Origin of the sequence: Desulfosarcina ovata subsp. ovata (genome assembly GCF_009689005.1) — a bacterium.
GTDB classification, from domain to species: Bacteria; Desulfobacterota; Desulfobacteria; order Desulfobacterales; family Desulfosarcinaceae; genus Desulfosarcina; species Desulfosarcina ovata.
Genome location: NZ_AP021879.1, coordinates 5,686,890 through 5,711,189 on the forward strand (window position 1 = coordinate 5,686,890; position 24,300 = coordinate 5,711,189).

22 protein-coding genes are annotated in these 24,300 nt (G+C 58.5%); 12 read left to right on the forward strand and 10 right to left on the reverse strand.

Annotation, left to right across the window (positions count from 1 at the left end; all coding sequences use genetic code 11):
- Nucleotides 1-5: 5 nt before the first annotated feature.
- From GN112_RS24855 to GN112_RS24875, 5 genes are all read right to left on the reverse strand, one after another.
- On the reverse strand, nt 6-806 hold the full coding sequence (locus GN112_RS24855; protein ID WP_155312649.1) for an ABC transporter permease: 801 nt from the start codon (nt 804-806) through the stop codon (nt 6-8).
- Nucleotides 803-1,756 carry an ABC transporter permease gene (locus tag GN112_RS24860; RefSeq protein ID WP_155312650.1) on the reverse strand — a complete coding sequence of 318 codons (954 nt, stop codon included), beginning with the start codon at nt 1,754-1,756 and terminating at the stop codon, nt 803-805. The genes GN112_RS24855 and GN112_RS24860 overlap by 4 nt, the downstream gene beginning before the upstream one ends.
- A 60-nt stretch (nt 1,757-1,816) precedes the next feature.
- The gene (locus GN112_RS24865) at nt 1,817-2,911 is read right to left on the reverse strand and encodes an ABC transporter substrate-binding protein (protein WP_155312651.1); all 1,095 of its coding nucleotides are present in this window, start codon (nt 2,909-2,911) and stop codon (nt 1,817-1,819) included.
- 44 nt (nt 2,912-2,955) lie between these two features.
- The gene (locus GN112_RS24870) at nt 2,956-4,059 is read right to left on the reverse strand and encodes an ABC transporter ATP-binding protein (RefSeq protein WP_197743393.1); all 1,104 of its coding nucleotides are present in this window, start codon (nt 4,057-4,059) and stop codon (nt 2,956-2,958) included.
- Between the two features lie 249 nt (nt 4,060-4,308).
- Nucleotides 4,309-5,505 carry an MFS transporter gene (locus tag GN112_RS24875; protein ID WP_155312652.1) on the reverse strand — a complete coding sequence of 399 codons (1,197 nt, stop codon included), beginning with the start codon at nt 5,503-5,505 and terminating at the stop codon, nt 4,309-4,311.
- A gap of 274 nt (nt 5,506-5,779) precedes the next feature.
- Between GN112_RS24875 and GN112_RS24880 the strand changes: the two genes are divergently transcribed.
- A complete protein-coding gene (locus tag GN112_RS24880; RefSeq protein ID WP_155312653.1) occupies nt 5,780-6,019 on the forward strand; it encodes a YHS domain-containing protein in 240 nt (79 codons plus the stop codon).
- Between the two features lie 78 nt (nt 6,020-6,097).
- Here the strand turns inward: GN112_RS24880 and GN112_RS24885 are convergent, their stop codons facing one another.
- Nucleotides 6,098-6,277, reverse strand: coding sequence for a hypothetical protein (locus tag GN112_RS24885; RefSeq protein WP_155312654.1), 180 nt, complete (start codon nt 6,275-6,277; stop codon nt 6,098-6,100).
- A gap of 152 nt (nt 6,278-6,429) precedes the next feature.
- Here GN112_RS24885 and GN112_RS24890 point away from each other — a divergent pair, with 152 nt between their 5' ends.
- Nucleotides 6,430-8,109: an FAD binding domain-containing protein gene (locus GN112_RS24890; RefSeq protein ID WP_162459111.1), complete on the forward strand. Its 1,680-nt coding sequence runs from the start codon at nt 6,430-6,432 to the stop codon at nt 8,107-8,109.
- Nucleotides 8,106-10,358, forward strand: coding sequence for a molybdopterin cofactor-binding domain-containing protein (locus GN112_RS24895; RefSeq protein WP_155312656.1), 2,253 nt, complete (start codon nt 8,106-8,108; stop codon nt 10,356-10,358). The genes GN112_RS24890 and GN112_RS24895 overlap by 4 nt, the downstream gene beginning before the upstream one ends.
- Nucleotides 10,359-10,477: 119 nt before the next feature.
- Here the strand turns inward: GN112_RS24895 and GN112_RS24900 are convergent, their stop codons facing one another.
- From GN112_RS24900 to GN112_RS24910, 3 genes are all read right to left on the reverse strand, one after another.
- Nucleotides 10,478-11,602, reverse strand: coding sequence for a 3-hydroxyacyl-CoA dehydrogenase family protein (locus GN112_RS24900; protein ID WP_162459112.1), 1,125 nt, complete (start codon nt 11,600-11,602; stop codon nt 10,478-10,480).
- 171 nt (nt 11,603-11,773) lie between these two features.
- On the reverse strand, nt 11,774-12,220 hold the full coding sequence (locus GN112_RS24905; protein WP_155312658.1) for a cereblon family protein: 447 nt from the start codon (nt 12,218-12,220) through the stop codon (nt 11,774-11,776).
- A gap of 175 nt (nt 12,221-12,395) precedes the next feature.
- Complete coding sequence (locus GN112_RS24910) at nt 12,396-13,058, reverse strand: MBL fold metallo-hydrolase (RefSeq protein ID WP_162459113.1); 663 nt, start codon at nt 13,056-13,058, stop codon at nt 12,396-12,398.
- 247 nt (nt 13,059-13,305) lie between these two features.
- Between GN112_RS24910 and GN112_RS24915 the strand changes: the two genes are divergently transcribed.
- Nucleotides 13,306-14,280 (forward strand): MBL fold metallo-hydrolase, encoded by a 975-nt coding sequence (locus tag GN112_RS24915; RefSeq protein WP_231717133.1) that lies wholly within the window; start codon nt 13,306-13,308, stop codon nt 14,278-14,280.
- Nucleotides 14,281-14,298: 18 nt separating this feature from the next.
- Here GN112_RS24915 and GN112_RS24920 read toward each other — a convergent pair whose 3' ends face one another.
- Nucleotides 14,299-15,285: an HD domain-containing protein gene (locus tag GN112_RS24920; protein WP_162459114.1), complete on the reverse strand. Its 987-nt coding sequence runs from the start codon at nt 15,283-15,285 to the stop codon at nt 14,299-14,301.
- A gap of 299 nt (nt 15,286-15,584) precedes the next feature.
- On the opposite strand from GN112_RS24920, the gene GN112_RS24925 reads away from it, so the two are divergent.
- From GN112_RS24925 to lhgO, 8 genes are all read left to right on the forward strand, one after another.
- Nucleotides 15,585-16,115 (forward strand): gamma carbonic anhydrase family protein, encoded by a 531-nt coding sequence (locus GN112_RS24925; protein ID WP_162459115.1) that lies wholly within the window; start codon nt 15,585-15,587, stop codon nt 16,113-16,115.
- A 163-nt stretch (nt 16,116-16,278) separates the two neighbouring features.
- Nucleotides 16,279-17,604 carry a YcaO-like family protein gene (locus tag GN112_RS24930; RefSeq protein WP_155312663.1) on the forward strand — a complete coding sequence of 442 codons (1,326 nt, stop codon included), beginning with the start codon at nt 16,279-16,281 and terminating at the stop codon, nt 17,602-17,604.
- 227 nt (nt 17,605-17,831) lie between these two features.
- On the forward strand, nt 17,832-19,406 hold the full coding sequence (nikA, locus tag GN112_RS24935) for a nickel ABC transporter substrate-binding protein (RefSeq protein WP_155312664.1): 1,575 nt from the start codon (nt 17,832-17,834) through the stop codon (nt 19,404-19,406).
- A 53-nt stretch (nt 19,407-19,459) separates the two neighbouring features.
- Complete coding sequence (gene nikB, locus GN112_RS24940) at nt 19,460-20,404, forward strand: nickel ABC transporter permease subunit NikB (RefSeq protein ID WP_155312665.1); 945 nt, start codon at nt 19,460-19,462, stop codon at nt 20,402-20,404.
- Nucleotides 20,401-21,237: a nickel ABC transporter permease subunit NikC gene (gene nikC / locus GN112_RS24945; protein ID WP_231717134.1), complete on the forward strand. Its 837-nt coding sequence runs from the start codon at nt 20,401-20,403 to the stop codon at nt 21,235-21,237. Before nikB ends, nikC begins: the two co-directional genes overlap by 4 nt.
- A 2-nt stretch (nt 21,238-21,239) precedes the next feature.
- The gene (locus tag GN112_RS24950; RefSeq protein WP_155312666.1) at nt 21,240-22,076 is read left to right on the forward strand and encodes an ABC transporter ATP-binding protein; all 837 of its coding nucleotides are present in this window, start codon (nt 21,240-21,242) and stop codon (nt 22,074-22,076) included.
- Nucleotides 22,077-22,110: 34 nt separating this feature from the next.
- Nucleotides 22,111-22,905 (forward strand): ABC transporter ATP-binding protein, encoded by a 795-nt coding sequence (locus tag GN112_RS24955; protein WP_155312667.1) that lies wholly within the window; start codon nt 22,111-22,113, stop codon nt 22,903-22,905.
- A gap of 129 nt (nt 22,906-23,034) precedes the next feature.
- The gene (gene lhgO, locus GN112_RS24960) at nt 23,035-24,231 is read left to right on the forward strand and encodes an L-2-hydroxyglutarate oxidase (protein WP_155312668.1); all 1,197 of its coding nucleotides are present in this window, start codon (nt 23,035-23,037) and stop codon (nt 24,229-24,231) included.
- Nucleotides 24,232-24,300 lie beyond the last annotated feature (69 nt).

Consider the following 24,300-nt stretch of genomic DNA (forward strand, 5'->3'; position numbering starts at 1 on the left):
AGTTCTCATTTTGATCGCAAAAACAGTTCCAGTCCCACCACCTTGTCCAACAGCCACACGGCCACGAAGGCGACAACGATGTAGACCACCGAAACGGCGGCCAGGTCCGGCGTGATCACGCTGCGGATGGAGTTGTAGATCATGACCGGCAGGGTCACGATGCGCGCGTCCGTCAGAAAGAGGCTGACGAGGAATTCGTTGAAGGCCAGGATGAACATCAACAGGGCGCCGGTGATCACCCCCGGCATGACGCACGGCAGGGTGACGGTAAGGAAGGTCTGCAGCGGCGGGGCGCCACAGTTGGCGGCGGCGTTCTCCAGTTCATCGTCCAAGGCGTTCACCGTTGCGCTGACGGCCCAGATCATGAACGGCAGGTTGATGATGCAAAGACCGATCCCCACCGGCCACAACTGGCCCAGGATACGGATCTCACCAAAGACCAGCATCATTCCCAAACCCGATACCACCAGCGGAATGGTGAACGGCAGGAGCAGGTAAACCTGCAGCGCCATGCGCAGGACGATCCGGTATCGGGCCATGGCGATGGCGGCCAGGGTTCCGGCCGGGATGCTGACGATGGTGCAGATGACCGATACGTAGAACGTCCGTACGAAGGCTTCCTTGAAATCGTCCAAGAGCCAGAGATGTTTGTACCATTTCAGGGAGAGGCCGGCCGGCGGGAACTGAACAATATCCCCGGCGGTGAATGACGCCCCCAGGATAATGATCGTGGGCAGGCTGAGCGCGATCAGGTTGAACCAGACGATCGACCACAAAACGATTTTTTTCCCCCGGGCGCCGGTCAATGGGTTCTCCTTGAAAATCCGAGCGTCCCGGTGCCGCAGATGGAGAAGATCACGGTGACCACGAGGCTGCCCAGGGTTACCAGGAACATGGACAGTGCCGCGCCCAGTCCGGGATTGGAAAGCAGGAAAAAGCTGTCGTAAATGGAATTGGCGATAAAGTCCATGGTGCCCCCGCCCAGGATTTCGGGCATGGCGAAATCGGTCAGCGTCAGGGTGAACAGCACCACCGAGGCGCCCACGATTCCGGGCATGGCCATGGGGATGACCACGTGCCGGAAGGTCTGTATCCAATTGGCTCCCAGACTTTCCGAGGCGAGTTCCACGTCTTCGCCGATGGCGGTGATGGCCGGCGCCATCAGCAGCACGGCAAAGGGGAGCATGTATTGCACCAGCCCCAGGATCACCGCCGGGAAATTGTAGATCATGTTGATCTGGGGAAATCCCAGGGATGTGGCCAGCTGGTTGAGCAGGCCCTCCTTGCCCAGGATAATCAGCCAGCCGTACGCCCGGACGACCTGGCCGATAAAAAAGGGCAGGAAAAGGCTGATCAGCAGAAATTTCCGCGTAAAGGCGGTTTTCGCCCGCACCATGACATAGGCGTAGGGAAAGGCGAGGCATGCGGTGATCACCGTGACCAGTACCGAGGCGCCCAGGCTTCGGAGGATCACGGACTGGTAGGTCGGACTCGTTAGGGCGGTTTTGTAGTTGACCAGCTCAAAGGCCGCTTTCAGCCGGTAGGTGGTCAGATCCAGTTCATGGAAACTGTTTTCGAACAGATAGGCCAGACCGATCACCAGAACGAATACCAGCAGGATGGAAGGAATCAGAAAGAGGTAACCGGTCAAAGGCGCCCAGCGCCGGGGCCACATCGAAGCGATGGCCTCGGCCCGGTCCAGCACGCGCCACTTGAGCGGATAGCGAAACGGTTTTTGATCCGCGGACGAACCCATATGGCACCCATTGCGGTTGCCGGAGCCGGCGCTTCGGAAAAGCGCCGGCTCCGTTTTTTGTTATCCCTGAAATATCTGGTTGAACGTGGCGAACCATTTGGGCTGGTTTTCGACGAGCACCTTCGAGGGCACGCGGACGAGTTTTTCGAAATCCTCGGGCTTGGTCGGATAGGAAACATCACCGACGAGGTCGGCCGGCGGATCGATACCGGGGAACACCGGGGGCAGGCCGAGCATCGAACACCATTTTTGCTGGGCGTCCCGGGTCAGGGCGTAGTTGACGAATTCCTTGGCCCAGTACTCCTCATTCCCGGGAAGGCCTTTGGGCACCCAGAGGCCGTCCGTGTCGACCTTGCAGCCTTCTTCGGGGACGGTCCAGGCAACATTGATTCCGTTCTGCTTGGCCGCGCGGGCGTTCACACTGATGGTGCAGGCCAGGTCGATCTCGCCGTTCTGAAACCAGTTGGTAAAATCGGCGTCCTCACCCAGAAGCGGTTTGTTCGCCTTCAATTGGCGATAGAATGCGTATCCCGGCGCCATGTTGTCCGGGATGTCGGCAAACGTGCCGCCTCCGGCGATGACCGCAATGGGGTTGAAGCCGATACCGTCATCGTACAGGGCAATGCGGCCTTTGAATTTGGGGTCCAGCAGCACTTTCCAGGATTTGGGCGGGCCGTCCGGAAAGGCCTCCGGCCGGTAGGCGCAAACATAGACATACGCATAGGTGTTGACCAGCGGATATCCGTCCAGGCCGACCGGCTTGGCCAACGGCATCAGGCCCTTCAGGTTGGACAGATCGCTCAGATCGACCGTCACGCCGCGCAGGGCCGATATGGTGGCGTTGGTGGTCGTATCCCAGTTGACGTGAATCGGGGGGATGCGTCCCTGGTCGACAGCGGCCCAGATTTTCGGTTTGATCTCATTGTCTTCGGTAAAATCCATGCGGACCCTGATGCCCGTGGCGGCGGTATACCCGTCGGCCACGCCCGCTTTGAGTGCATCGCCCCAGGCGCCGCCCCAGGCGCGGACGATAATCTCCTTGGGCTTTTTGGGGGCGGCGGCAAAGGCCATGCCCGGTGACAGGGCCAGTGCGCCCGCAAAACCCGCGGTCGCCTTCAGAAAATCACGACGTTTGATCCCTTTTTTCCATTCCATGATAACCTAACTCCTTTCATTCCATAGCAGATCGCGTCAACCGCCTATTGAGACGCATAAACGAACAAGTCGGACCGGTTCCAGCAAACTTTGATTTTTTCCTCTTTTCGATGAATGTTATGATGGGTCGGGTCATGATCGTACGCAAAGAGGACAGCATTGTTCATGGCCGCGCAGCGAACCTGATATACCATGCGATCGCCTTCGAAGATGCGTTGCTCCACTTCACCTGCCACCGCGTTATCCAAATTTTCCGTATCCTGTTCCGGCTTTGAAATACGGACCTGCTCAGCACGGATCGCGCAGTCAACCGGAGCGCCCCGGGTCAATTCGGTTTCCGCAGTGCGGCCCTTTAACGTCAACCCGCCGATTTCGACCTTTACATCGGCCCCCCGGACATCGGCCACCCGGCCGGGCATCGATGCGGTCAGGCCGATGAAATGGGCCACAAAGCGGTTCGACGGCTCCCGATACAGGTTGACCGGGTCGCCGTTTTGTTGAATGACGCCGTCGGCCATGACAATGATCTTGTCGGACATGACCAGGGCCTCGCGCTGATCATGGGTAACATTGATGGTCGTGACGCCCAGTTCCTGCTGGATGCGGCGGAATTCAAGCTGCATTTCTTCCCGCAGCTTCCGGTCAAGGGCCGACAGGGGTTCATCCAGAAGCAGAAGGTCCGGACCGAAAGAGAGCGCCCGGGCAATGGCCACCCGCTGTTGTTGCCCGCCGGAAAGTGCGTGGATCCGCCGCCTGCCCATTCCATCGAGTTGAACGATTTTCAGATAGCGGTCCACCAGTTCGGGAATGGCCTGTGGGTCGAAGCGCCGCATCTTCAGCGGGTAGGCAATGTTGGCCTCAGCGGTCATGTGGGGGAAAAGGGCCAGTTTTTGAAAGACCATGCCGATGGATCGTTGGTAAGGGGGAACCGCAGATACCGACGACCCATTGATGAAAATTTCACCATGGGTCGGGGTGTCGAACCCGGCGATCATCCGCAGTAAGGTGGTTTTTCCACAGCCACTCGGTCCAAGGATCGTCAGGACCGTTCCCTTGGGAATGCCAAAGCTGGCGTGTCGTACGGCTTTGACATTCCCAAAGTGTTTGGAAACATCGTTCAGTTCAACCATCGGCGGCGGTTGGGTCACGATTTGAGCCTCATTATCAATTCGATCATTCATCACAGCTTGAGCATGCACGGTCGCACACCTGTTTGCAAAACGGTTCGTTTGAAATGGGATGCCGGGAATGCCGACAGCCGGCCGTGTTCATTGGCGGCAACGACTATCGTAGCCTTTTGGGGCCATTTCAAACAACGCCGCTGTATTTAAGGGAACGGTAGGATCGATGTCAACCAGCAACTTCTGAGTCCCTGTGGTTGGCCGGTCGTGCGGTAGTTATTTCTTCTCCTGAATTCTGAGAAAAGCGGCCAGCAGGGCACCGGCCAGGATCATCCCCCCCACGGTGATAATGCCTGCGGCAAAACTGCCCCGGTCGCCCATCACACCGATCAGCATGGGGATAACGCCACCGCCCATGACAAACGCTACCGGACCCGTCAGGGAGATGGATACGTTACGCATGTTGGCCGGACCGATGGCCAAGAGTACGGCAAAGGCGGGGGGAAAGAAACAGACCGCCACAAGGGGTTGCACGAAGACCAGGACAATCAGTCCGGGGCCCGACAAAATTCCGAGCAGGATTGTGGCTGTCCCGCTGAGGAGTAAAATCGAGATCAGGGTCCGTTTGGGGCCCAAACGATCATTGGCCCATCCGGATAAAAAGGACATCCCGACGCCAAGTACCCGGGAAAAACCAATGAGTTCGTTGGCCAAGCTACGTTCCATGCTGTGCTCGGTCACCAGGTAAAGCGGCAGCATCGTGAAAATACCCATGGTGGCGCTGATCCCCAGCATGATAAGGATCATCATGATCCAGAAGGCCGGTAGCCGGAGAAGGGTTCTGAGGGCTCCGAAGCTGGGGACATTGCCGGGGAAGTCGCCGCCTTTACCAAATCGGGCAAATGCCAGCGCCTCAATTAACGAGAGACTGCCCAAAAGAGCCAGGGCCTGGCGCCATGAGAACCAGCCCAGGATGGCTTCGGCGAGCAGAGGGGCGGCAACAAAACTGAGGTTGGGGGCCAGTTCGTGAATGGCCATCGCCTTGCCCCAGTGCCGGGGGTTGACCAGTGTCGTGAGTGATGCGATTCCCGAAGGCAGGTAGAGCCCCGCTGCCATCCCCAGTAAAATTAGGCCCACTCGTATTCCCCAGAGCCCCTGGCTGAGGGCAACGCAATACAGCGCCAGGCCCAGCGCGGCCGCCGATAACACGATGGTTCGCCGGTGCAGCAGGCGTGCCGAGAAATAACCCGACAAAATCAGAGTTACGAAATATCCTACCGAAATCAATAGAAAGAGCGAGCCGGCCTCACCATGACTGATTCCCAGATCTTGCTCAATGGTGGGCAGAAGGGGGGCCAGGATGATTCTGGAGAGGAAGTTGATGAAAAACAGAGATGTCAGGAACAGGATGGGACCCAATAGCGCGCTGAAACGCTCCGGCGTCTGATCGGCTGCGGATTCGGCGGTCGGCATATCAATCCTTTCGTGGTGGCTGGTATAAACAATATCCGGGTCGATTAACGGGGATTGAAACCGGACCGGCATGGTTCGTGAGAATCATATGTCAACCAACGGACAAATCGCAATCAAGAAATTGTCTGCCTCAATGTCGCAAAAGCCGGAGGGCGGCAGATCCAAGGCGCCAAGGGGGAAGCTGTCGTCGCGCGTGCAAAATTGAAAACCGGTATTATAATGAGGATACGATACGGATGACGTTCATAAAACAATATGCCCAAGGAGGCTTCCCATGACCACAACCCAGACCATCCCGGAAACTGCCGTCGATCCTGTCTGCGGAAAAACCGTTGACTCGCGCAATGCCCGGTTTACGGCCAGTGACGACAAAGGAACCCATTATTTCTGTTCAGCCGAATGCCGGCGCCGGTTCAACCCCGCAGACACCAAAACCAAAAAGGGATTTTGGGCGCGGTATACCGATCGCCTGAAAAATACCCATTGTACGCGGACCCCGCCTGAGTGCCGGTAACCGACTGACGGGTAAAGCAAACGGGAACAATTTTCTCATCCTTCGTCAGACACATTCATGACATTATTTATCTCCCCCTCACAGATGCGCCATTTGTGAGGGGGCTTTTTTTTGAAGGGTCGGCCCCATCTCCTCCAGCAGGAAGAGGAAACGGATGATCTTAACCTGGTGTTTGGGGGCGCAGCGCTCGATAAATTCCGTGACCGGACACGGGTCCATCTGCTCGTCGCAGTAGATAATGTGCCATCGGGTAGCCAATGCCAATTCCTCCGGTTGCTGTTTCTTCTTTGGGTGGAAACCCATTTCTCATAGCAGAGGCCCGGCATGCCTGTCCAGCCCCGCACGGGACCGGTGCAGGGCAATCGCATGTAGATTTTCGGGTTGTTTTTCTTCCCAAAATTAGAGCGACCATGAATGTCAAAGACCAAATGAAAAATGCCAAATGGTGGTATTCTGTCTATTTTAAAATCGATTTCATCCTTCATTTGGCATTTTCCCACTTTCGGGAATGGTGCGAGTTCAGGAACGGCCGGTTTTTGATTTTACTTGCGATTGCCCTGGGGCCCGGCGCGTGTGAATCGCCGATTGCCATCAACGGTGATTCTCCGTTATACTTTAACCCACAAACGCGCTACTGGCTGCCGGATGGCGCTGAACCGGCAGACCATTGGAGTCCCATGATCCGATTTATCCTCAACCGCGATGTTGTCTCCACCCGAGTCAATCGGGGATCCGTGTTGCTGGATTTTTTACGCCGTGAACGCCACCTCACCGGAACCAAACAGGGCTGCCGCGAAGGTGACTGCGGGGCGTGCAGTGTGCTTGTGGGCAGCCGTGTGCCAGGCGGTGTGCGGTATCGCTTGGTGGCCGCCTGCCTGACGCCGGTGGGCGAGTTGCATGGGAACCATGTTCTGACCATTGAGGGCCTTAACATGGACGCGCTTTCCCCGGTCCAGCAGGCCATCGTGGATGCCGGTGCGACCCAGTGCGGGTTCTGCACCCCGGGGATCGTTGTGGCCCTGACCGGGTTTCTTCTGGCCAGTCCCTCTCTCACCTTGGCGGAAGCCTTGGCTGCGCTGGACGGCAATATTTGTCGCTGCACGGGCTATGCGTCCATCCGCCGTGCGGTCCAAAGGCTCGTTGACGGCCTGGGGCCTCTTCCTACCGCGCCGGATCGCCGTCTGGAAAAACTCGTCCGTACCGCCTCGTTGCCCGCCTACCTGATCGACATCGGCCGGCGGCTGGACGCCATCGCGCTGGAACCCGCGCCTGCTGCGGCCGATGGCGTCCCGGTGCCCGTCAGCGGAGGCACCGACCTTTTTGTTCAACAGCCGGAAAACATGCGCCACCAGCCGCTTGTTTTTCTGGGCCGCGATGCCCGACTGCAGGGCATCCGCATTGACGACGACCACATCCATATCGGTGCCACGACCCCGGTCGAGGACCTCAAGCGCGACCACCGGCTGGTCCGGATTTTCCCCGCCTGGCAGACAACCATGGACGCTATCGCATCCACGCCCATCCGCAACCGGGCCACCCTGGCCGGCAATATCGTCAACGCCTCGCCCATCGGCGACCTGACCATCATGATGCTGGCGCTGAACGCTCAGTTGACCATCCGCGGATCATGCGGCATGCGCCGGATCGCCCTGGATGCCTTCTACCGGGGGGACAAACAGGTTGACCTGGCCGCGGGCGAATGGATCACCGAGATCTCCTTTCTTCACCCGTCACCCCAAAGTTGCTTCAATTTCGAGAAGGTCTCCCGCCGCAAACGGCTGGATATCGCCAGTGTCAACACGGCCATGCATGTGGAAACGCACGGCGGACGCGTTTCGCATGCCCGCATTTCGGCCGGGGGGGTGGCCCCGGTGCCGCTGTTTCTGACCGGCAGTTCGGCCTGGCTCATTGGCCAGCCGGTTTCCTGCGCGACACTGGCCCGGCTGATCGATCTTATCGATTCGGAAGTTTCTCCCATTGATGATGTGCGCGGTACGGCCCATTACAAGCGTCGCCTGCTGCGTCGCCTGGTGATTGCCCATTTTGTGGTCTGCTTTCCCGACCTGGAACTGGAGGGCCGGCTGCCATGAGTGCGAGAGACCCCATTGCCCATGTGCGTGCCGAAACCTGTTTCGTGGATGACCTTCTTGAACCGCAGGGGACCCTGTACGCCGCCGTGTTCGGTTCACCCGTGGCCCACGGGGTGGTTTGCGTGCTGGATGCCAACGCCGCAGCGGCGGCGTCGGGTGTGGCGGCGGTTTTCACGGCCCGTGATATTCCCGGTGAGAATCAGGTGGGCAGCGTGGTTGCCGACCAGCCCCTGCTGGCAGCGGACCGGGTTCGCTACGTGGGCCAGCCTCTGGCCATGGTTGTTGCCGACACGCCGACCCGGGCACACCAGGCCCTTAAAAACATTACGGTGACGATCGACAAGCGTCCGGCTGTGTTCGATCCGCGCCAGGCCGCGGAAAATGGGGACCTGATCGGCCTGCCGCGCACCATCGCGATGGGCAATGTGGATGCGGCATGGTCGCAGTGTGTGACCATCGTCAGCGGGCGGGTCGATTCGGGCGGCCAGGAGCATCTCTATCTGGAAACGCAGGCGGCCCTGGCGATTCCCCGGCCTTGTGACAGCATGCACATCTTTTCGGCCACCCAGTCTCCGTCATCGGTCCAGCGGACGGTGGCCCGCGTACTGGCCTGTCCCATGCACGCCATCGAAGTGGAGGTGCAACGTGTAGGCGGTGCCTTCGGCGGCAAGGAGGACCAGGCCGCAACCTGGGCAGCCCTGGCGGCTCTGGCCGCCCACCGGCTGCAGCGCCCGGTAAAACTGGTCCTCGACCGCCACGCGGACATGCAGATGACCGGCAAACGCCACCCTTACACCAGCGACTATCGTCTCGGTTTGGATGCCGACGGCCGGTTTCTGGCCTTCCAGGCGACCTATTACCAGAATGCGGGGGCCGTGGCCGACCTGTCCACGGCCGTTCTCGAACGCAGCCTGTTTCACGCCACCAACAGTTACGCCATTCCCAACGTCCGGGTGACCGGCATATGCTGCCGCACCCACCTGCCGCCGTTTACGGCATTTCGCGGTTTCGGCGCCCCCCAGGCCATGGTTGTAATCGAGGCGGCCATCGTGGCGGCCGCCGAAACCCTGAACGTGCCGACCTGGACACTCCAGCAAAAAAATCTGCTGTGTGGCGGCGATATATTTCCCTTTGGCATGCGCATGCAGGGCGATACCCCCCGACGCAGTTTCGATGCGGCCGTGTCGCGGTTTCACGTTCAATCCCGGCTTGCCGACATCGAGCGCCGCAACGCGGCATCAAATTTTGTCAAACGGGGGCTGGCCGTCATGCCGGTCTGCTTTGGCATCGCCTTTACCACTACTATGCTGAACCAGGCGGGGGCCCTGGTGCACGTCTTTGTCGATGGCAGCGTCAGCGTCAGCACCGCGGCGGTCGAAATCGGCCAGGGGGTGGCGACCAAGCTGCGGCGGATGGCGGCCGCGGCCCTTGGCATCGCCCAGACGCGCGTGCGGATCGAGAATACGAGCACAACTCGGGTGGCCAACATGTCACCGACGGCGGCCAGCACGGCTGCGGATTTGAACGGGGCCGCCGTCCGCCTGGCCTGCGGGACCCTCCTGCAGCGTCTTAAAACCGTGGCTGCCGGAATTCAGGGGGTTCCGGCCGGACAGGTCGCCATCCGGGGCGGCCGGGTCTGGATCGGCGATGCGCCGAGTTCACTGACTTGGGAGGCGCTGGTGAAGACCGCCCACCGCAAGCGGGTTGACCTGTCCGCGCACGCCTTTTACGCCACCCCAGAGCTGCACTACGACCGACAGCGGGAAAAAGGCCGCCCGTTCGCTTACCATGTTTGCGGTGCGGCCGTGGTCGAGGCCCGGCTGGACGCCCTGCGCGGGACGGCGTCCATCGAATCGGTGGAGATCGTTCACGATGCGGGACGCAGCCTGGATCCGCTCGTGGACCGCGGGCAGGTGGAGGGGGCCGTCGTCCAGGGCATCGGCTGGACCACCCTCGAAGAGCTAATGGTCGACCCGGATGGCCGGCTGCTGACGGATACGCTTTCCACCTACAAGGTGCCGGATCTTGATTTTTCCCCCACCACCATTGAAGTGGTTTTTCTTGACGATACCGCTGATTCTGGTGCCGTCATGGCGAGCAAGGCAGTTGGCGAGCCACCGCTGATGTACGGAATTGGTGCCTATTTTGCCATCCGGGCCGCCATTCGCGCCGTGCGCGATGTCCCGGCCGAACGGATTCGCCTGCCGCTGACCCACGCACGGATTCTGCAAATGCTCGAAGGCGAATAGGTGCGGGCGACCTATTGCCGATCGACAAAAAAAGGGGCGCAGATGAGTTCATCCGCACCCCTTCGATAAATTTTCCGTCCGGTATCCGATCCTAAGGATTACCGGTGGTGGAACGGTTCCTAAAGATCCCAGGCTGCCGGCGTCCCTTCGGCGAAGGTCTTGGGCATCTTGAAGAGGCCGTTTTCAACGGCGACTTTGACCAGCCGTGCCGCTTCGTCCATGCCTATTTCGTTCATCAGGGTAAAGGGGCCCTTGGGCCAGGCCAGCGAGGTGCGGATGCCCAGTTCAAGGTCTTTCAGGGAGACGACATTTTTTTCGATGAGGTGGGTGCAGATGGTGAAAATGGATCCCAGCAGTTGTTCCTTGACCGTATCCAGGGCGGCTTGGTCGTCCAGTATCGGACCGTCCTCCAGATCAAATGGCTTGCCGCTCTCGAATTGGGTTTTCAGCGGCACCGGCACCGGCGGGTAGCCGACATCACTGTCCGCCAGGTATTCGTTCATGGAGGCGGCGGCGTGGTAGGCGGTTCCCAGTCCGGATCCGTTCAGCACCCACATGATCCCAAAACGCACGCCCAAAGCCTGTTTGGAGATCTCGTCCAGGGTGGCGGCATTGTATTTGTCGCCGTAAAACGCATTGAGGACCATGTAGCTGGAGATAAACACCGGGTTGATGGCAAAGCCGGGGAAATCGTTCACCGAAATCGCTACTTTGCGGTTCTTTTCCGAAAAGGCCATCAGGGCGTCGAAGGTTTCGTCGCTGGTCGCTTTCTGGCGGATCACCTCAACCAGGCGGTTGACATTGGCCGGGAAGAAGTAGTGCAGGCCGGCGGTGCGCCCAGGATTGGAAACCCCTTCCATCAGCTTTTCGATAAGGAACGTGGAGGTGTTGCTGGCCAGGATGGTGTCCGGCCGGCAGGCCGCATCCAGTTCCTTGAAAACCTGGATCTTGAGATCCATTTTTTCAACGGCCGCCTCGATGATCAGGTCACAGGGAGCCAGGTCTTTGTAATCGGCGGTGCCGGTGATGCGACCGGCCACCGTGTCCATCTCTTCCTGGGTCATCTTTCCTTTGGCCACGCGTTTTTCCAACGCGCCTTTCACCCAGCGGTCATACATGGCTTTGACCAGTTCATCGTTCAGTTCCTTGTAGATGACCCGGTATCCGCTCGTAGCGGCGTTGAGCCCGATGGCGGCACCCATGACGTTGAATCCGACAATTCCTACCGTTTCAATTTTTGCCATTTTCCCCTCCTTTTGCATGGTGGACAGTTCCAACCAAGCTCTCCGGCTTTACGAATGAATGGTGGGTTGATCCGTTGTTGAAAAGTCATTCGGCGAATAACCAATCAATCCCTATCTCATCCTTGAGGGTGACTTTCAAGCTATTTTTTAATTACAGAAGGAGACGGGCGGCTATTCTGCTTCCCCGGCATTGGCTTCCTCCGGATCGGCCTCGCGCAGCATTTTAAAAACCAGTGCGTAAAAGTTTTCCCCGGCAGTCATGTATTTCCAGCCCACCTGGGTGTAGCAGTGGTTACAGAGCTGAATTTCCCAGTTGTAGCCCCGAAACCACGAGTAGCCGTTGGAAACCCGACCGGTGCCGATGCATCCCGGTGCCGTGCGATAACAGCCCAATTGAATCGGGTAGCCGAGATTGGTGAATCGATAACCATGGCGGCCGCGAATATCGATTTTTTCGGCAACCTTGGTGATTGGATGGCCGCAGGCGGCGCAGACCAGATCCTTGTTCAGTATTTTCGCGTCGGCCTCGTTTTCGAAAAGTGCAAAATCCCAGGTCAGGTAAGTCAGGTGACGGGTCTGATCATCGGCAAGATATTCCGGAGAGATGCCTTTTTCCATTGTAAAAGTCCTCATTTCCCGAAACCGGCCTGGCCATTTCGATCCTGCCGGCTGCAGGGGGGCTGTTGTTTCGGTCCTTCTGCGCCGGTCGCGTCGGCAAGGCGGTGGTGATATGCCATGGAGAACGATTTTTCTTGATGGAGAAACATAGGCGTTTTATCGGGGGTTGTCAAATTCAATCCGAGCCTGTCATAGGCGGCAACGGGATCGTCGTGCCTACCCCGCCGGCACGGTAAATGCCGGGGTAATGCATGCGGATCGAATCGCCGTGTTGGGTGCAGTGGGTGGGGCAGACCAAGTCCAGCCCCGTGAGAACGGAAAGCTGGTTGAATCCGTGCAGTCCGCCGATCAGGGCGCCCACCCGGCCGAAAACCGCCGCACTTTCCATCAGCGCGGCCACGCCCGGGTGCGAGCAGCCAACGATCAGCGCACACGCATCCCCGTAATCGACGACCAGGGCCTGCTCCATTCCACCCACCTCGCCGGTGGAGAAGAGCCGCTGGCTGATCGGCAGCGGGTTGTCCACACGATGGACCGGAACGTCCCGGCAGTCTGGCTGATAGCTGCGCGGCACATAGACCTCCACCGGAAACCGTTCGACAAAAGGGGCCAGGCCGCCGGAGTGATCCCAGTGGGCATGGGATATGAAAACGGCGTCAATTGTCTTGGGATCGATTTCCAGATAATCCATGTTCCGTTGCAGGATCGTTGCATTGGCGCCGGTATCGAAGAGCACGGTCTTTTCGGGCGAGGCCACCACACAGGCAAACCCCCAGTCCGCGAGCAATGCCGGATCACGTGTGGTGTTGTCGTAGACGATGGTAACGGTCGTATGCATGGTTTTTGCCTCATTTTTTAAAATGGTATGCGAAGAAGCGGCAACCTCAAACCGAACCATAAATGGTTGCTGCTGGCATGTCAAAATAAAATGGGTATATACCCTAAAAAAGGCGTCGGCGTTTTTTCCTTGCATTCCCGGTGTCCGACAATGATAATCCGGCCTTGCTATAGACGAATGGAAACATTGGATGGCCATTGCCTGCCGGAGTGATCGTGGCGCAGCACCATTTGAAGGGAAGTGCTTGATGGAAGAGATAAGGCCCAACTGGTACCGCATTGAAATTCCCTTGCCCAGGACCCCCCTGAAATATCTGAACTCCTATGTCATCACCAGCCGTGAGAAAAACCTGATTATCGATACCGGCCTCAACCACGTCGCCTGCCGGACGGCCATGCGCGAAGGATTGCGGGAACTGGGTGTGGAGATGGACCGGACCGATATTTTCATTACCCATTTTCATGCCGATCACTTCAGCCTGGTCTCCATGCTGGCCACAGAAACCACCCGGGTTTTTTTCAACCGCCCCGATGCGGAACTGATCGAATCCTGGGATGGCATCAATACCATGGTGGACTTCAGTTGTAGACACGGATTTCCGGTGGCCGTGCTCAAGAAGGCCTTTGAGAACCATCCGGGAACCAAATTCGGTACCGAATGGACGCCGGACCTGAAGATTCTGGTGGACGGGCAGACGATTACTTACGGGGACTACACTTTTACCTGCGTTGCCACGCCGGGGCATACCCTGGGGCATATGTGCCTGTACGAGGCCGCAGAAAAAATTCTGGTGGCCGGTGACCATCTTCTGATCGATATCACGCCGAACATTCAGGGCTGGCTGGATCAGGCTAACCTTTTAAAGCATTATCTGGAAAGCCTGCGCAAGGTATACGCGCTGGATGTGGATCTGGTGCTGCCGGGCCACCGGCGCCTCTTCAACGACCATCGCGGCCGCATTGACGAACTGTTGGCCCACCATGACCAGCGTCTCACCGAGGTGCGCCGCATTCTGTCCGACGGGCCCATGAGCGCCTATGAAACCGCATCAAAGATGACCTGGGACATCAGGGCCGACAACTGGGCGGCCTTTCCTCCGGCACAGCAGTGGTTTGCCACGGGGGAGGCGCTCGCGCACCTGAGTTATCTCGAGGGAGAGGGGCAGGCCCGGCGGGAGGTGAACGACGGGAAGACGGTTTTCCATCGGGTCGGCGCCCCCTGAGCAGGGCATCCAATCGCCTTATCGTTTCCGTGGAAGGCCTTTCACATTGGGGAGACAGAAGGAATAGGTTTTTTCGGTACCGCATGTCGTGCACAGGTATTTCATGACCACGGACCGGCACTTCACCGCATCCTGAATGTCAGATTCAAAGGTCAATCGGCCGCCGCACGGGCATGCGCAGGGAACCACCAGGACGCAGACGATGCCGCCGATCGCTTCCTCGACAATGTTGAATTCGCCCAGCCCGAGCCAATTCCACTCTTCCAGCAGTTCTGTAAAATAACGACGGGTGCGAACGCTACGCAATCGTGCCAGGGCCCGGCCGGTTGCTGTCTTCAGGGTGTCCGGCGAATGGTAAGCATAGGTCAGCTCGATGCTTGCCCGAATCAGCAGGTCATCATCAAGAAACTGTCGGCGCAGGGCCCGCTTGGCGAAAAACTGGGCCACGCCCATGGTGCCCAACTTGTCAATGCAATCCGCATCATACAACACGCGGCCGATTTTTGTGGTGGCCTGCCCTTCGAGGTAGCAGGAGAGGATGGCCTCCCTGACTGCCGGGATCCATTTTTCGTACACCGTGCCCGTAAGGATGTCCTCGGCGAACCGGACCGCGTTCTTCTCTTCCGGCGTATCGTCCGTATGGTAGCTCCCATAGGCGAACTTGCCCAGGTCGTGCATCAGCCCGGCGAGCAGGGCGGGAACTTCCTCGCAGCCTTCGGCCCTGGCAATGGTAAGGGCAATGCGGGACACCCGTGAGCTGTGCGCCCAAAGGCTGGAAAAAACTTCATCGGCCTGACTGTTCTGATAAGCTGTTTCTTGTTTGGTCAGTGTAAGGCGGATTTTCTGCAAGACACCGGCGTCAATGGACTGGGGCCTCCTTACGTTGCAAACCGCGTTCTGCCGCTCCCGGTTCGCGGGTACCTTGTGCATGGCAGTGTTGTGCTGCCGTCCAACCTGAATCTGGCAGCGGGTGAGCATTGCTTTTGAATTGGATCCCAACATCATACATACACCCTTGTTCGGCCTTCCGGCAGCTGCGGGCATCGGTCGCTGGACCGCCGTGCAATGGGCGCCGCGCGACTCCGGCGTTTAGCGGCTCCTTTTATAACCAGATTGATTCTGTTTTTGCAATTGCTTTCTTGTTTCGCAGAGAAACCGGAGCGACGCTGGCCAGCGGGTGCCCGGGTCCGGTCGAAGTGCCACAGGGTCGCAACAGGGTTGAAAATAATGCTGTTTTGCCGTACCTCAAGCGATGCATGCAATTGAAGACGGAGACAGAAACACGATACCGAAAGAGGTTCGAAATGGAAAAAATCGGGATGATCACCCCTTTTCAGGGGCGGGTACCGCAAATCGGAGCGTCGGTCTGGATCGATCCCTCCGCGCGGCTGATCGGCAATGTACAGGTGGCCGATGGTGCGAGCATCTGGCCGGGGGCGATCCTGCGGGCCGACGAATCGGAGATCCGCATCGGTACGCGATCCGCCATCCTGGATCAATGCCTGCTGGAATCGCCGCACGGCTTTCCGGTGGTGGTGGCCGCCGATGCGCTGATCAGCCATAAGGTCTGCCTGCACGGTGCCACCGTTGAATCGGGTGCCCTGGTGGGGATCGGTGCGATCGTTCTGGATGGGGCTGTTATCGGCGCCGGTGCGCTGGTGGGGGCCGGTGCCGTTGTTGCCCCCAACGCGCAGATTCCACCCGGAACACTGGCCCTGGGCCAGCCCGCCAAACCGATTCGTCCCCTCAAGGCGAATGAAATCAGCAATATCCGTTCCCAACTGGCGCTGTTGTCACGCAAGGCGGGTGAGTACCGGGCCATGGGCGAACGCTGATTTGACGGATTGAAGACGAGTAATTGATTTAATCGTGATAGCGGTATAAAGATTGAAATTTGTGAATTCAAGGTGTTGCGATGATGAACACCGATTCCGGCGCCTGCCTTGTGGAAAACGTTGAAAAAGCGGCGCCCTCACGGTTTTTCAAAAAAGGGTTGGTATGAAATTCATAAACCACATCCGCAACGAATTTAATAAGACCGATACGCCGGCCAACACCATCGGCAAAATCGCCGCCGGTTTCGATCGATTGGGATACGATATCCGCTATCAGCATTATGCGGTATCCGACCGGATGCATTGGTCCCAGATAACCATCGATGCAATAAAGTTGCAGTGTCAGGGAAAAGGCGTTACGCCCGAACTGGCCAAGGCCAGCGCCTATGCCGAGTTGACCGAGCGCTTCAGCGGGGGGCTGTTTTTTCAGGATTTCGAAGAACAGGTTCGCTTCAACATGCCCGCCCTGTATGGTCGGCAGGTGAGCCGTTTCTTGAACTATGAGTGGATGGCCGGTTATGTGAACAGCCACCAGAACGATCTGGACCACGATTATCTCTCCATCGAGGCATTGCTCTGCAACCAGACCCATTTAGGCCCGAGCGACATCGAAAAGATTAAAAACAGCCAGATGGCAAGGCACTGGGTGGACGGATATTCGGTGGCGCAGGACAAAGCCGTCAAGGTCCCCATCAATTTCGTCGCCTACATCAATGCGTCCAACGGCATGGCCGCCGGCAATACCCTGGAAGAGGCGATGATTCAGGCGGCTTGCGAAGTTTTCGAAAGATACACGCAGATTCAGATTATCCAGCCGGAGACAATCGTTCCCAGCATCGACAAAGAGACCGTTGAAAACGATCATCTGAAAACGATGATGGCATATTACGAGAAAGAGAACGTGGAGATCGTTTTAAAAGATTTCTCTCTGGGCGGGCTCGTTCCCTCTATTGGCGTTCTTTTCATCAACCACAATCTGCGGCCGGGACGATGGGAGCACAAAATTCTGGTTCCCGGCGTTTCCTTTAACATGGATGAAGCCCTTAGCCGCTGTTTCACCGAAATCATGCAGGGCCGCAATACGCTCCAGATGCCCAGTCCGAATTTCGATCGACCGGTGATGCACCGATCCAGGGTCAACAACCTCTACCTGTTGTTCAAATGCTGCATTTCAGAAAAGGACATCTCTTTTCTGGAAGAAGGCGACACCATCTCCTACCGGAATTACAGAAGCAAAGATATTTTCTCCGAGATTGAATCGATCAAACGGATATGCCAAACTCTTGAAACCGACTTCATCGTTCTGAACCTCACCCACCCGATTCTCAAATTCCCCGTGGTGCGAGTCGTCATGCCCGGTATTTCGGACTTCTTGCCTTTTGTTTTCAAGGACATCTTGACCTCCGTCGACACCAACCCCGACTCGGCGTGGCGAGGCGAGGCTTACAAAAACCTGATGAGTTCTTTTTTTAAAACGGAAGAAGGATAGGCAATATGGGGCTGCACGATCAATTCAGGTAGATTTAAGTTGACAGCCCCATAGGGCGGTGATAACGCCAGGAGCCAATCGAAGCCTGAAGGCTTTTTGTGCATGTTGCATTGATTCTTCATACGAAAAAAGATCGGCCATGAAGGCGGATCCCCACAACAGAGGGACGGGGTGAGGCGCTCATGGCCTTTTCATATGCCCCTGCCCCGCAATGCGCAGGAGGCTTCATGAAACGGCTGTTGCTGATTTTTCTTTTCGTCGCCGGTTTCGGTTTACTTCCGGGTGCCGCTCCGGTACTGGCCGAATCCGATACCCTGATCTATTCCTGGCCAGGCAATGTCGGTCCCCTGAATCCGCATCTCTACTCTCCCAATCAAATGTTCGCCCAGGCCATGGTCTACGAGCCATTGGTGCGCTACAGCCTGGATGGCAACATCCAACCGTGCCTGGCCGAAAGCTGGGACATTTCTCCGGATGGCCGTGTGTACACCATCCGGTTGCGCCAGGGCGTGGTTTTTTCCGATGGCGTTCCCTTCGATGCAAAAGCGGTCAAGATGAACATCGATGCGGTCATGGCCAATGCCAAACGCCATGCCTGGCTGGAACTCGTGCACCAGATCCGGGAAACCGTCATTGTGGATGCCCACACCGTTAAAATCATCCTGAAGGATCCCTACTATCCCTTCCTTCAGGACATGGCCCTGGTGCGCCCCTTCCGATTCCTCAGCCCGTCGGCATTTCCGGACAGCGGCAATACGGCCGATGGCATCAAGCAAGCCGTCGGCACGGGCCCCTGGGTTCTGGTGGAATCCAAACTGGGGGAGTACGACCGGTTTGAGCGCAACGAGAATTACTGGGGAAAGCGGCCGCCGATGAAAACGATCCTGGTCAAGGTGATCCCCGATCCGAACAGCCGCGCCGTGGCCTTCGAAACCGGAGCGATCGATCTGATTTACGGTGACGGGCAGATCAGCCTGGATACCTACGACCGTTTCCGAAGCGATCCGCGATACCGCACGGCCATTTCGCAGCCCCTGTGCACCCGTAGCCTGGCGATCAACAGCGGCCGGGGCCCCACCCGGGAATTGGCGGTGCGGCAGGCCATTCAGCATGCGGTCGATAAGGACGCGATTGTCAAAGGCGTGTTCCTCGATACGGAGATCAAGGCAGATACGCTCTATTCGGCCAATATCCCCTATTGCGACCTGAAGCTGCCGCCCTACGCCTTTGATCCTGCCAAAGCCGAAAGCATTCTCGCCACGGCCGGATGGAAACGGACCGAGAAAACCGGTTTCCGGACCCGGGACGGCCAGGTCCTTTCCGTTGACCTCTGCTTTGTGGGCAACGACGCCGTCATGAAAGCGGTTGCCGAAGTGCTGCAAAGCGACCTGCAGCGGGTGGGGGTCAAGATCAATCTGCTGGGCGAGGAGCAGGATTCCTTCTACAAACGCCAGAAGTCGGGAGAATTCGGCCTCATCTTCAACAATACCTGGGGCCCGCCCTACGAGCCCCACTCCTACCTGAGTTCATGGCGTGTGCCCTCCCATGCGGACTACGAGGCCCAGTCCGGACTGCCCATGAAACCGGAGATCGACGCGACCATCGGACGGGTGCTGGTGTCGACGGATGAAGGCGTGCGCGCGGACACTTATCGCAAGATCCTGACCACTATCCACGAACAGGCCGTTTATCTCTCCTTGAGTTACACCACGGGGCTGATCGTGCATGGCAAGGGGATGCAGGGGGCCTCCTTCGGCCCGACGAAAAACGAAATCCCTTTCGAGACGATGTTCAAGGAATAACCGGCAGAAACCACTCACCAGGGGGACTTTCGGCTCCCCCACGGGAAACGTTTATGCTTCGATACATCACCCGGCGGCTGCTGGTTTTGATCCCGCTGTTGCTGGCGGTTTCCATCATTGTCTTTTCGATCCTGCGCCTGGGGGAAAACGATCCGGCCATGGCTTACCTGCGCCTTTCCCAGATTCCGCCCACGGACGAGGCCCTGGCCCAGGCCAGGGAAGAATTGGGGCTCGACCGGCCCATCGTGGTCCAGTACCTGGATTGGCTGGGCAAGGCCGTGCGCCTGGATTTCGGCCGCTCCTATGTGACGGGGGTGCCCGTGACCGAACGGTTGCTCTACTACCTGCCCAATACCCTGTATCTCGGCGGGGTCTCTTTGGCCATCACCCTGATTCTCAGCTTTCCCCTGGGGATCGGTTCGGTTATCTACAAGGATCGCTGGCCCGATCACCTTACCCGGGCGCTGGCCTACGTGGGGGTGTCGACACCCAGTTTCTGGCTGGGGTTCCTATTGGTCTTCGTCTTTTCCGTGAAAATGGGGTGGCTGCCGCCTTTGGGCAAGGGCGGCCTGGCCCATGTGATCATGCCCGCCTTTACCCTCTCCCTGATGTCCATGTGCATCAACACCCGGCTCATCCGGGGAAGCATGCTGGAGCAGATGCATACCCGCTCGGTGCTGTTCGCCAGGATCAGGGGAATCCCGGAAAAGTGGGTCATCGGGCGTCATGTGCTGAAAAATTCGATGATACCGGTGGTCACGGCCATCGGCATGCATATCGGCGAGATGATCGGCGGAGCCGTGGTGGTGGAGATTATCTTTGCCTGGCCCGGCGTGGGGCGTTATGCGGTTTCGGCCATTTACAACCGGGATTTTCCGGTCATGCAGTGCTTTATCCTCATGATGACGGTGCTGTTCGTTCTCTGCAACCTGGGGGTGGATATCCTCTATGCCTGGCTCGACCCGCGCATCCGCTACGAAGGAGGAACCACCCGATGAAGATGGTGCGCAAGCTGCTGGGGCACAAACTGATCTGGTTCGCCCTGCCCGTGATCCTGGCGATTCTGGCCATGGCCCTGTTCGCTCCGTGGATCGCTCCGCATCCCCCGGATCGGGTGGATCTTTCCCAAAAGCTCGAGCCTCCCGGCAAAAGCCATCTTTTGGGAACCGATCACCTGGGACGGGACATCCTCTCCCGCCTGATCTGGGGAGCGCGGGCCTCCATGGGGTCGGTTTTTCTCATCATCAACCTGATCATGATTTTCAGCCTGGTGGTGGGATGTCTCTCCGGCTTTCTCGGCGGATGGGTCGATTCGTTGTTCATGCGGATCTGCGAAGTGTTCCTGACGTTTCCCACCTTCATCCTGGCCATGTTTCTCATCGGGGTGTTGGGCACGGGCATGTTCAACGTCATCCTGGCCATTTTTCTGACCCACTGGGCCTGGTACGCCAGGATTATCCGCGGGCTCGTGCTCAGCCTGAGAAACAGCGAGTACATCCTGGCCTCCCGGGTGGCGGGTACGCGGACCTGGAAGATTATCCTGCGCCATATCGTTCCGCCCGTGCTGGCCCAGTTGACCATCCTGGCCACCCTGGACATCGGTCACATGATGCTGCATGTCTCCGGTCTCTCTTTTCTGGGACTCGGCATCCAGCCGCCCACCCCGGAATGGGGGGTGATGATCAACGATGCGCGGCAGTACATCTGGACGCGACCGGAACTGATCATGTACCCCGGAATCATGATTTTTCTGGCCGTTCTGGCCTTCAATATCCCGGGAGATATCCTGCGGGACAGCCTCGACCCGGCGATTCAAACGGAAGGAGACTGAAGATGACGTCGCCTGCGGTATTGTCGGTGGAAAACCTATCCCTGGACCTTTCCACCGGCCGCCAAAAAAAACGTCTGGTCCGGAACGTGAGCTTTCAGATCCGTGAGCGGGAAGTGATGGGGTTGATCGGAGAGAGCGGATGCGGCAAGTCCCTCACCTGCCTGGCGCTCATGGGACTGCTGCCGGCCGCCATCCGGCAGACGGAAGGACGGGTGTTTTTCAACGGGCGGGTCCTCGATACGCTGGAGGCCACCGAACAGCGGTCCCTGAGGGGCAGGAAAATTGCCATGGTACTGCAAAATCCCATGAGCTGTTTCGATAACATTTTCACCATCCGCCATCACTTCAGGGAAACCCTGGTGGCCCACGGCGCGCAGCCTGACCGGGATGTCGAGGCGGCGGCCGTCAAGGCGCTGGCCGAGGTCGGCTTTGACGATCCCGAAAGCGTGCTGGGCCTGTACCCGTTCCAGATGAGCGGCGGGATGCTGCAGCGGGTGATGGTGGCGCTGGCGGTGATGATGGAGGTCTCCCTGCTGATCGCCGACGAACCCACCACCGATCTGGACGTGGTCGCCCAGGCCAGGGTACTCGATCTGCTGACCAGGATCTGTGGCGAACACGGGCTCGCTCTCTTGCTGGTGACCCATGACCTGAGCGTGATCGCCCGCATGGCCGACGATGTGGCGGTGATGCGGGGCGGGGCCATCGTTGAAAGCGGGACCGTGACGGACATTTTTCATTCCGCCGGCCACCCGTATACGCAGGCCATCCTGAAGGCCCATATGAGCCTTTACGAAAGCCGGTTGGAACGGCTGCTGATGCAGTCGATCAAAAACTGACGGATTCGTGCATTCCCCCCGAGAGGAGAAACCGGTGTATCTGCTGGAACTGAAAGGAATTTTTAAATCATACCGCCGGGGTGGCCTTTTCGGGACCCGGGAGCGCATCAGCGTTTTGAAGGACATCCATCTCGGCCTGGAAGAGGGGGCCTGCGTCGGCCTTCTGGGCAGAAGCGGATGCGGCAAAAGCACCCTCGGCCGGATCGCACTGAACCTCGAACCGCCGGACGCGGGGCAGGTTTTTTACCAGGGCCGCCGCCTGGAAACCCTGAATCGTGAGGCGTACCGGGAATATCGCCGCAACGCCCAGGTGGTCTTCCAGAATTCCCAGGGCGCCACCAACCCGCGGCTGACGGCTGGTGAGATCATTGCCGAACCGATCCTGAATTTCGAGAATCCGGAGAAAAAAGCGTTGCGCCGGCGGGTGGACGAATTGCTGGAGCGGGTGGGGTTGGCTTCGGCCGATGCCGAAAAAAGCCCCCGCCAGTTCAGCGGCGGAGAACTCCAGCGAATCTGTATCGCCCGGGCCATCGCCCTTAGTCCCAGATTGATCGTGCTGGACGAGGCGGTCAGCAGCCTGGACATGCTGATCCAGGCCAGAATCATCGACCTGCTGCTGGAACTGCAACGGGAACTGAAAATGACCTACCTCTTCATTTCCCACGATATCCGTGTGCTGCTCAAGGTTTCCGACCGCCTGGTGGTCATGCATGACGGACGCCTGGTGGAGCAGTCCCTCGACATGGAGGCGGTCGATGGTTTTACCCATCCGATGTTTACCCGCCTGCTCGAAGCCATCCTGCCGCCCACGCCGGCTCGCGTTAACTGACAGCCTGTTGGTAACGCACTTTTCCTATCGGTTGCCGACCACCGGCCGGCCGGACCGGCTAAAAAATCCATTTGCAATGGCCGCCCAAATACGGTTTATCATTCCTTTTCAGAAAAAAGGAGACTGGCGATGCTGGATTTCATGCTGGTGGGGGGCGGGATTGTCGGCGTTTCCACGGCCTGGCAACTGAAACAGCGCTATCCGGATGCACAGGTTCTGCTGGTCGAGAAGGAAGACCGCATGGCGCGGCATCAGACGGGGCGCAACTCGGGGGTGATTCATGCCGGGGTCTACTATGCGCCGGGAAGCCTGAAGGCCGACTTCTGCCGGCGCGGTGCCGAAATCACCTTCAATTTCTGCCGTGAGTACGGCCTGCCCGTCGAGCAGTGCGGCAAACTGCTTGTGGCCACCGATGCGCAGGAGGTACCCCGCATGGGGGCCCTGGAAGAACGCTGCCGCCAGAACCGGATTCGGACGATCCGGCTGTCGCGGGAGGAACTGACGCGGCGTGAGCCCCACATCGAAGGTCTGGCGGCCCTCTTCGTGCCGGCCACCGGGATTACCGATTATGCCCGCATTACGGCCACCATGGCCAGTCAGTTTGCCGCCCTGGGCGGTCGGGTTCGAACCGGCCGGCCGGTGACCGCCATCCGCGAGGAACAGGGCGGGGTGCGGGTGACCATCGGTGGAGAGACCCTGCGTACCCGTTACCTGGTGGCCTGCGGCGGGCTGATGGCCGATCGCCTGGCGCGCATGATGCACATCGATATCGATTTTCAGATCATTCCCTTCCGGGGGGAGTACTACGCCCTTTCCAAACCCTTCGAGCGCCGTTTCAACCACCTGATCTACCCGATTCCCGATCCGGATTTGCCTTTCCTGGGTGTCCATCTGACCCGCATGATCGACGGCCGGGTGACCGTCGGCCCCAATGCCGTGCTGGGCTGGAAGCGCGAAGGCTACGGAGCGGTGAACCTGGACCCGGTCGACATCCTGGAGATGCTGCGCTTCCCCGGATTCTGGAAGGTGATCGGGGCCCACCTCAGCTCCGGCCTGGGGGAGATGCGCGACTCGCTGCTTAGGCCCGGATATCTCAAACGGGTGCAGAAGTACTGCCCTGCGGTACGGCTGTCCGATTTGCGTTCCTATCCCACCGGCATCCGGGCCCAGGCCGTGCTGCGTGACGGCGCCCTGGTGCACGACTTCCTCTTTGCCGAAAGCGAGCGCTCCCTGCATGTGTGCAACGCACCGTCACCGGCGGCCACCTCGGCGATTCCCATTGGTGAGTACATCTGCGAGAAGTTGGGTGAAAAGTTTTTACTGTAAAAAGACAGAGCTGGATCCATCTCAGATGGATCCAGCTGCGCACCTCCGCCTTGTATGTACAGCGATCGA

What these genes read in the sequence shown, in the direction of transcription:
- GN112_RS24860 (WP_155312650.1), bottom strand. Translation starts at nt 1,756, where the DNA reads ATGGGTTCGTCCGCGGATCAAAAACCGTTTCGCTATCCGCTCAAGTGG.
- GN112_RS24865 (WP_155312651.1), bottom strand. Translation starts at nt 2,911, where the DNA reads ATGGAATGGAAAAAAGGGATCAAACGTCGTGATTTTCTGAAGGCGACC.
- GN112_RS24875 (WP_155312652.1), bottom strand. Translation starts at nt 5,505, where the DNA reads ATGCCGACCGCCGAATCCGCAGCCGATCAGACGCCGGAGCGTTTCAGC.
- GN112_RS24880 (WP_155312653.1), top strand. Translation starts at nt 5,780, where the DNA reads ATGACCACAACCCAGACCATCCCGGAAACTGCCGTCGATCCTGTCTGC.
- GN112_RS24890 (WP_162459111.1), top strand. Translation starts at nt 6,430, where the DNA reads ATGAATGTCAAAGACCAAATGAAAAATGCCAAATGGTGGTATTCTGTC.
- GN112_RS24895 (WP_155312656.1), top strand. Translation starts at nt 8,106, where the DNA reads ATGAGTGCGAGAGACCCCATTGCCCATGTGCGTGCCGAAACCTGTTTC.
- GN112_RS24900 (WP_162459112.1), bottom strand. Translation starts at nt 11,602, where the DNA reads ATGGCAAAAATTGAAACGGTAGGAATTGTCGGATTCAACGTCATGGGT.
- GN112_RS24905 (WP_155312658.1), bottom strand. Translation starts at nt 12,220, where the DNA reads ATGGAAAAAGGCATCTCTCCGGAATATCTTGCCGATGATCAGACCCGT.
- GN112_RS24910 (WP_162459113.1), bottom strand. Translation starts at nt 13,058, where the DNA reads ATGCATACGACCGTTACCATCGTCTACGACAACACCACACGTGATCCG.
- GN112_RS24915 (WP_231717133.1), top strand. Translation starts at nt 13,306, where the DNA reads ATGGAAGAGATAAGGCCCAACTGGTACCGCATTGAAATTCCCTTGCCC.
- GN112_RS24920 (WP_162459114.1), bottom strand. Translation starts at nt 15,285, where the DNA reads ATGATGTTGGGATCCAATTCAAAAGCAATGCTCACCCGCTGCCAGATT.
- GN112_RS24925 (WP_162459115.1), top strand. Translation starts at nt 15,585, where the DNA reads ATGGAAAAAATCGGGATGATCACCCCTTTTCAGGGGCGGGTACCGCAA.
- GN112_RS24930 (WP_155312663.1), top strand. Translation starts at nt 16,279, where the DNA reads ATGAAATTCATAAACCACATCCGCAACGAATTTAATAAGACCGATACG.
- nikA (WP_155312664.1), top strand. Translation starts at nt 17,832, where the DNA reads ATGAAACGGCTGTTGCTGATTTTTCTTTTCGTCGCCGGTTTCGGTTTA.
- nikB (WP_155312665.1), top strand. Translation starts at nt 19,460, where the DNA reads ATGCTTCGATACATCACCCGGCGGCTGCTGGTTTTGATCCCGCTGTTG.
- nikC (WP_231717134.1), top strand. Translation starts at nt 20,401, where the DNA reads ATGAAGATGGTGCGCAAGCTGCTGGGGCACAAACTGATCTGGTTCGCC.
- GN112_RS24950 (WP_155312666.1), top strand. Translation starts at nt 21,240, where the DNA reads ATGACGTCGCCTGCGGTATTGTCGGTGGAAAACCTATCCCTGGACCTT.
- lhgO (WP_155312668.1), top strand. Translation starts at nt 23,035, where the DNA reads ATGCTGGATTTCATGCTGGTGGGGGGCGGGATTGTCGGCGTTTCCACG.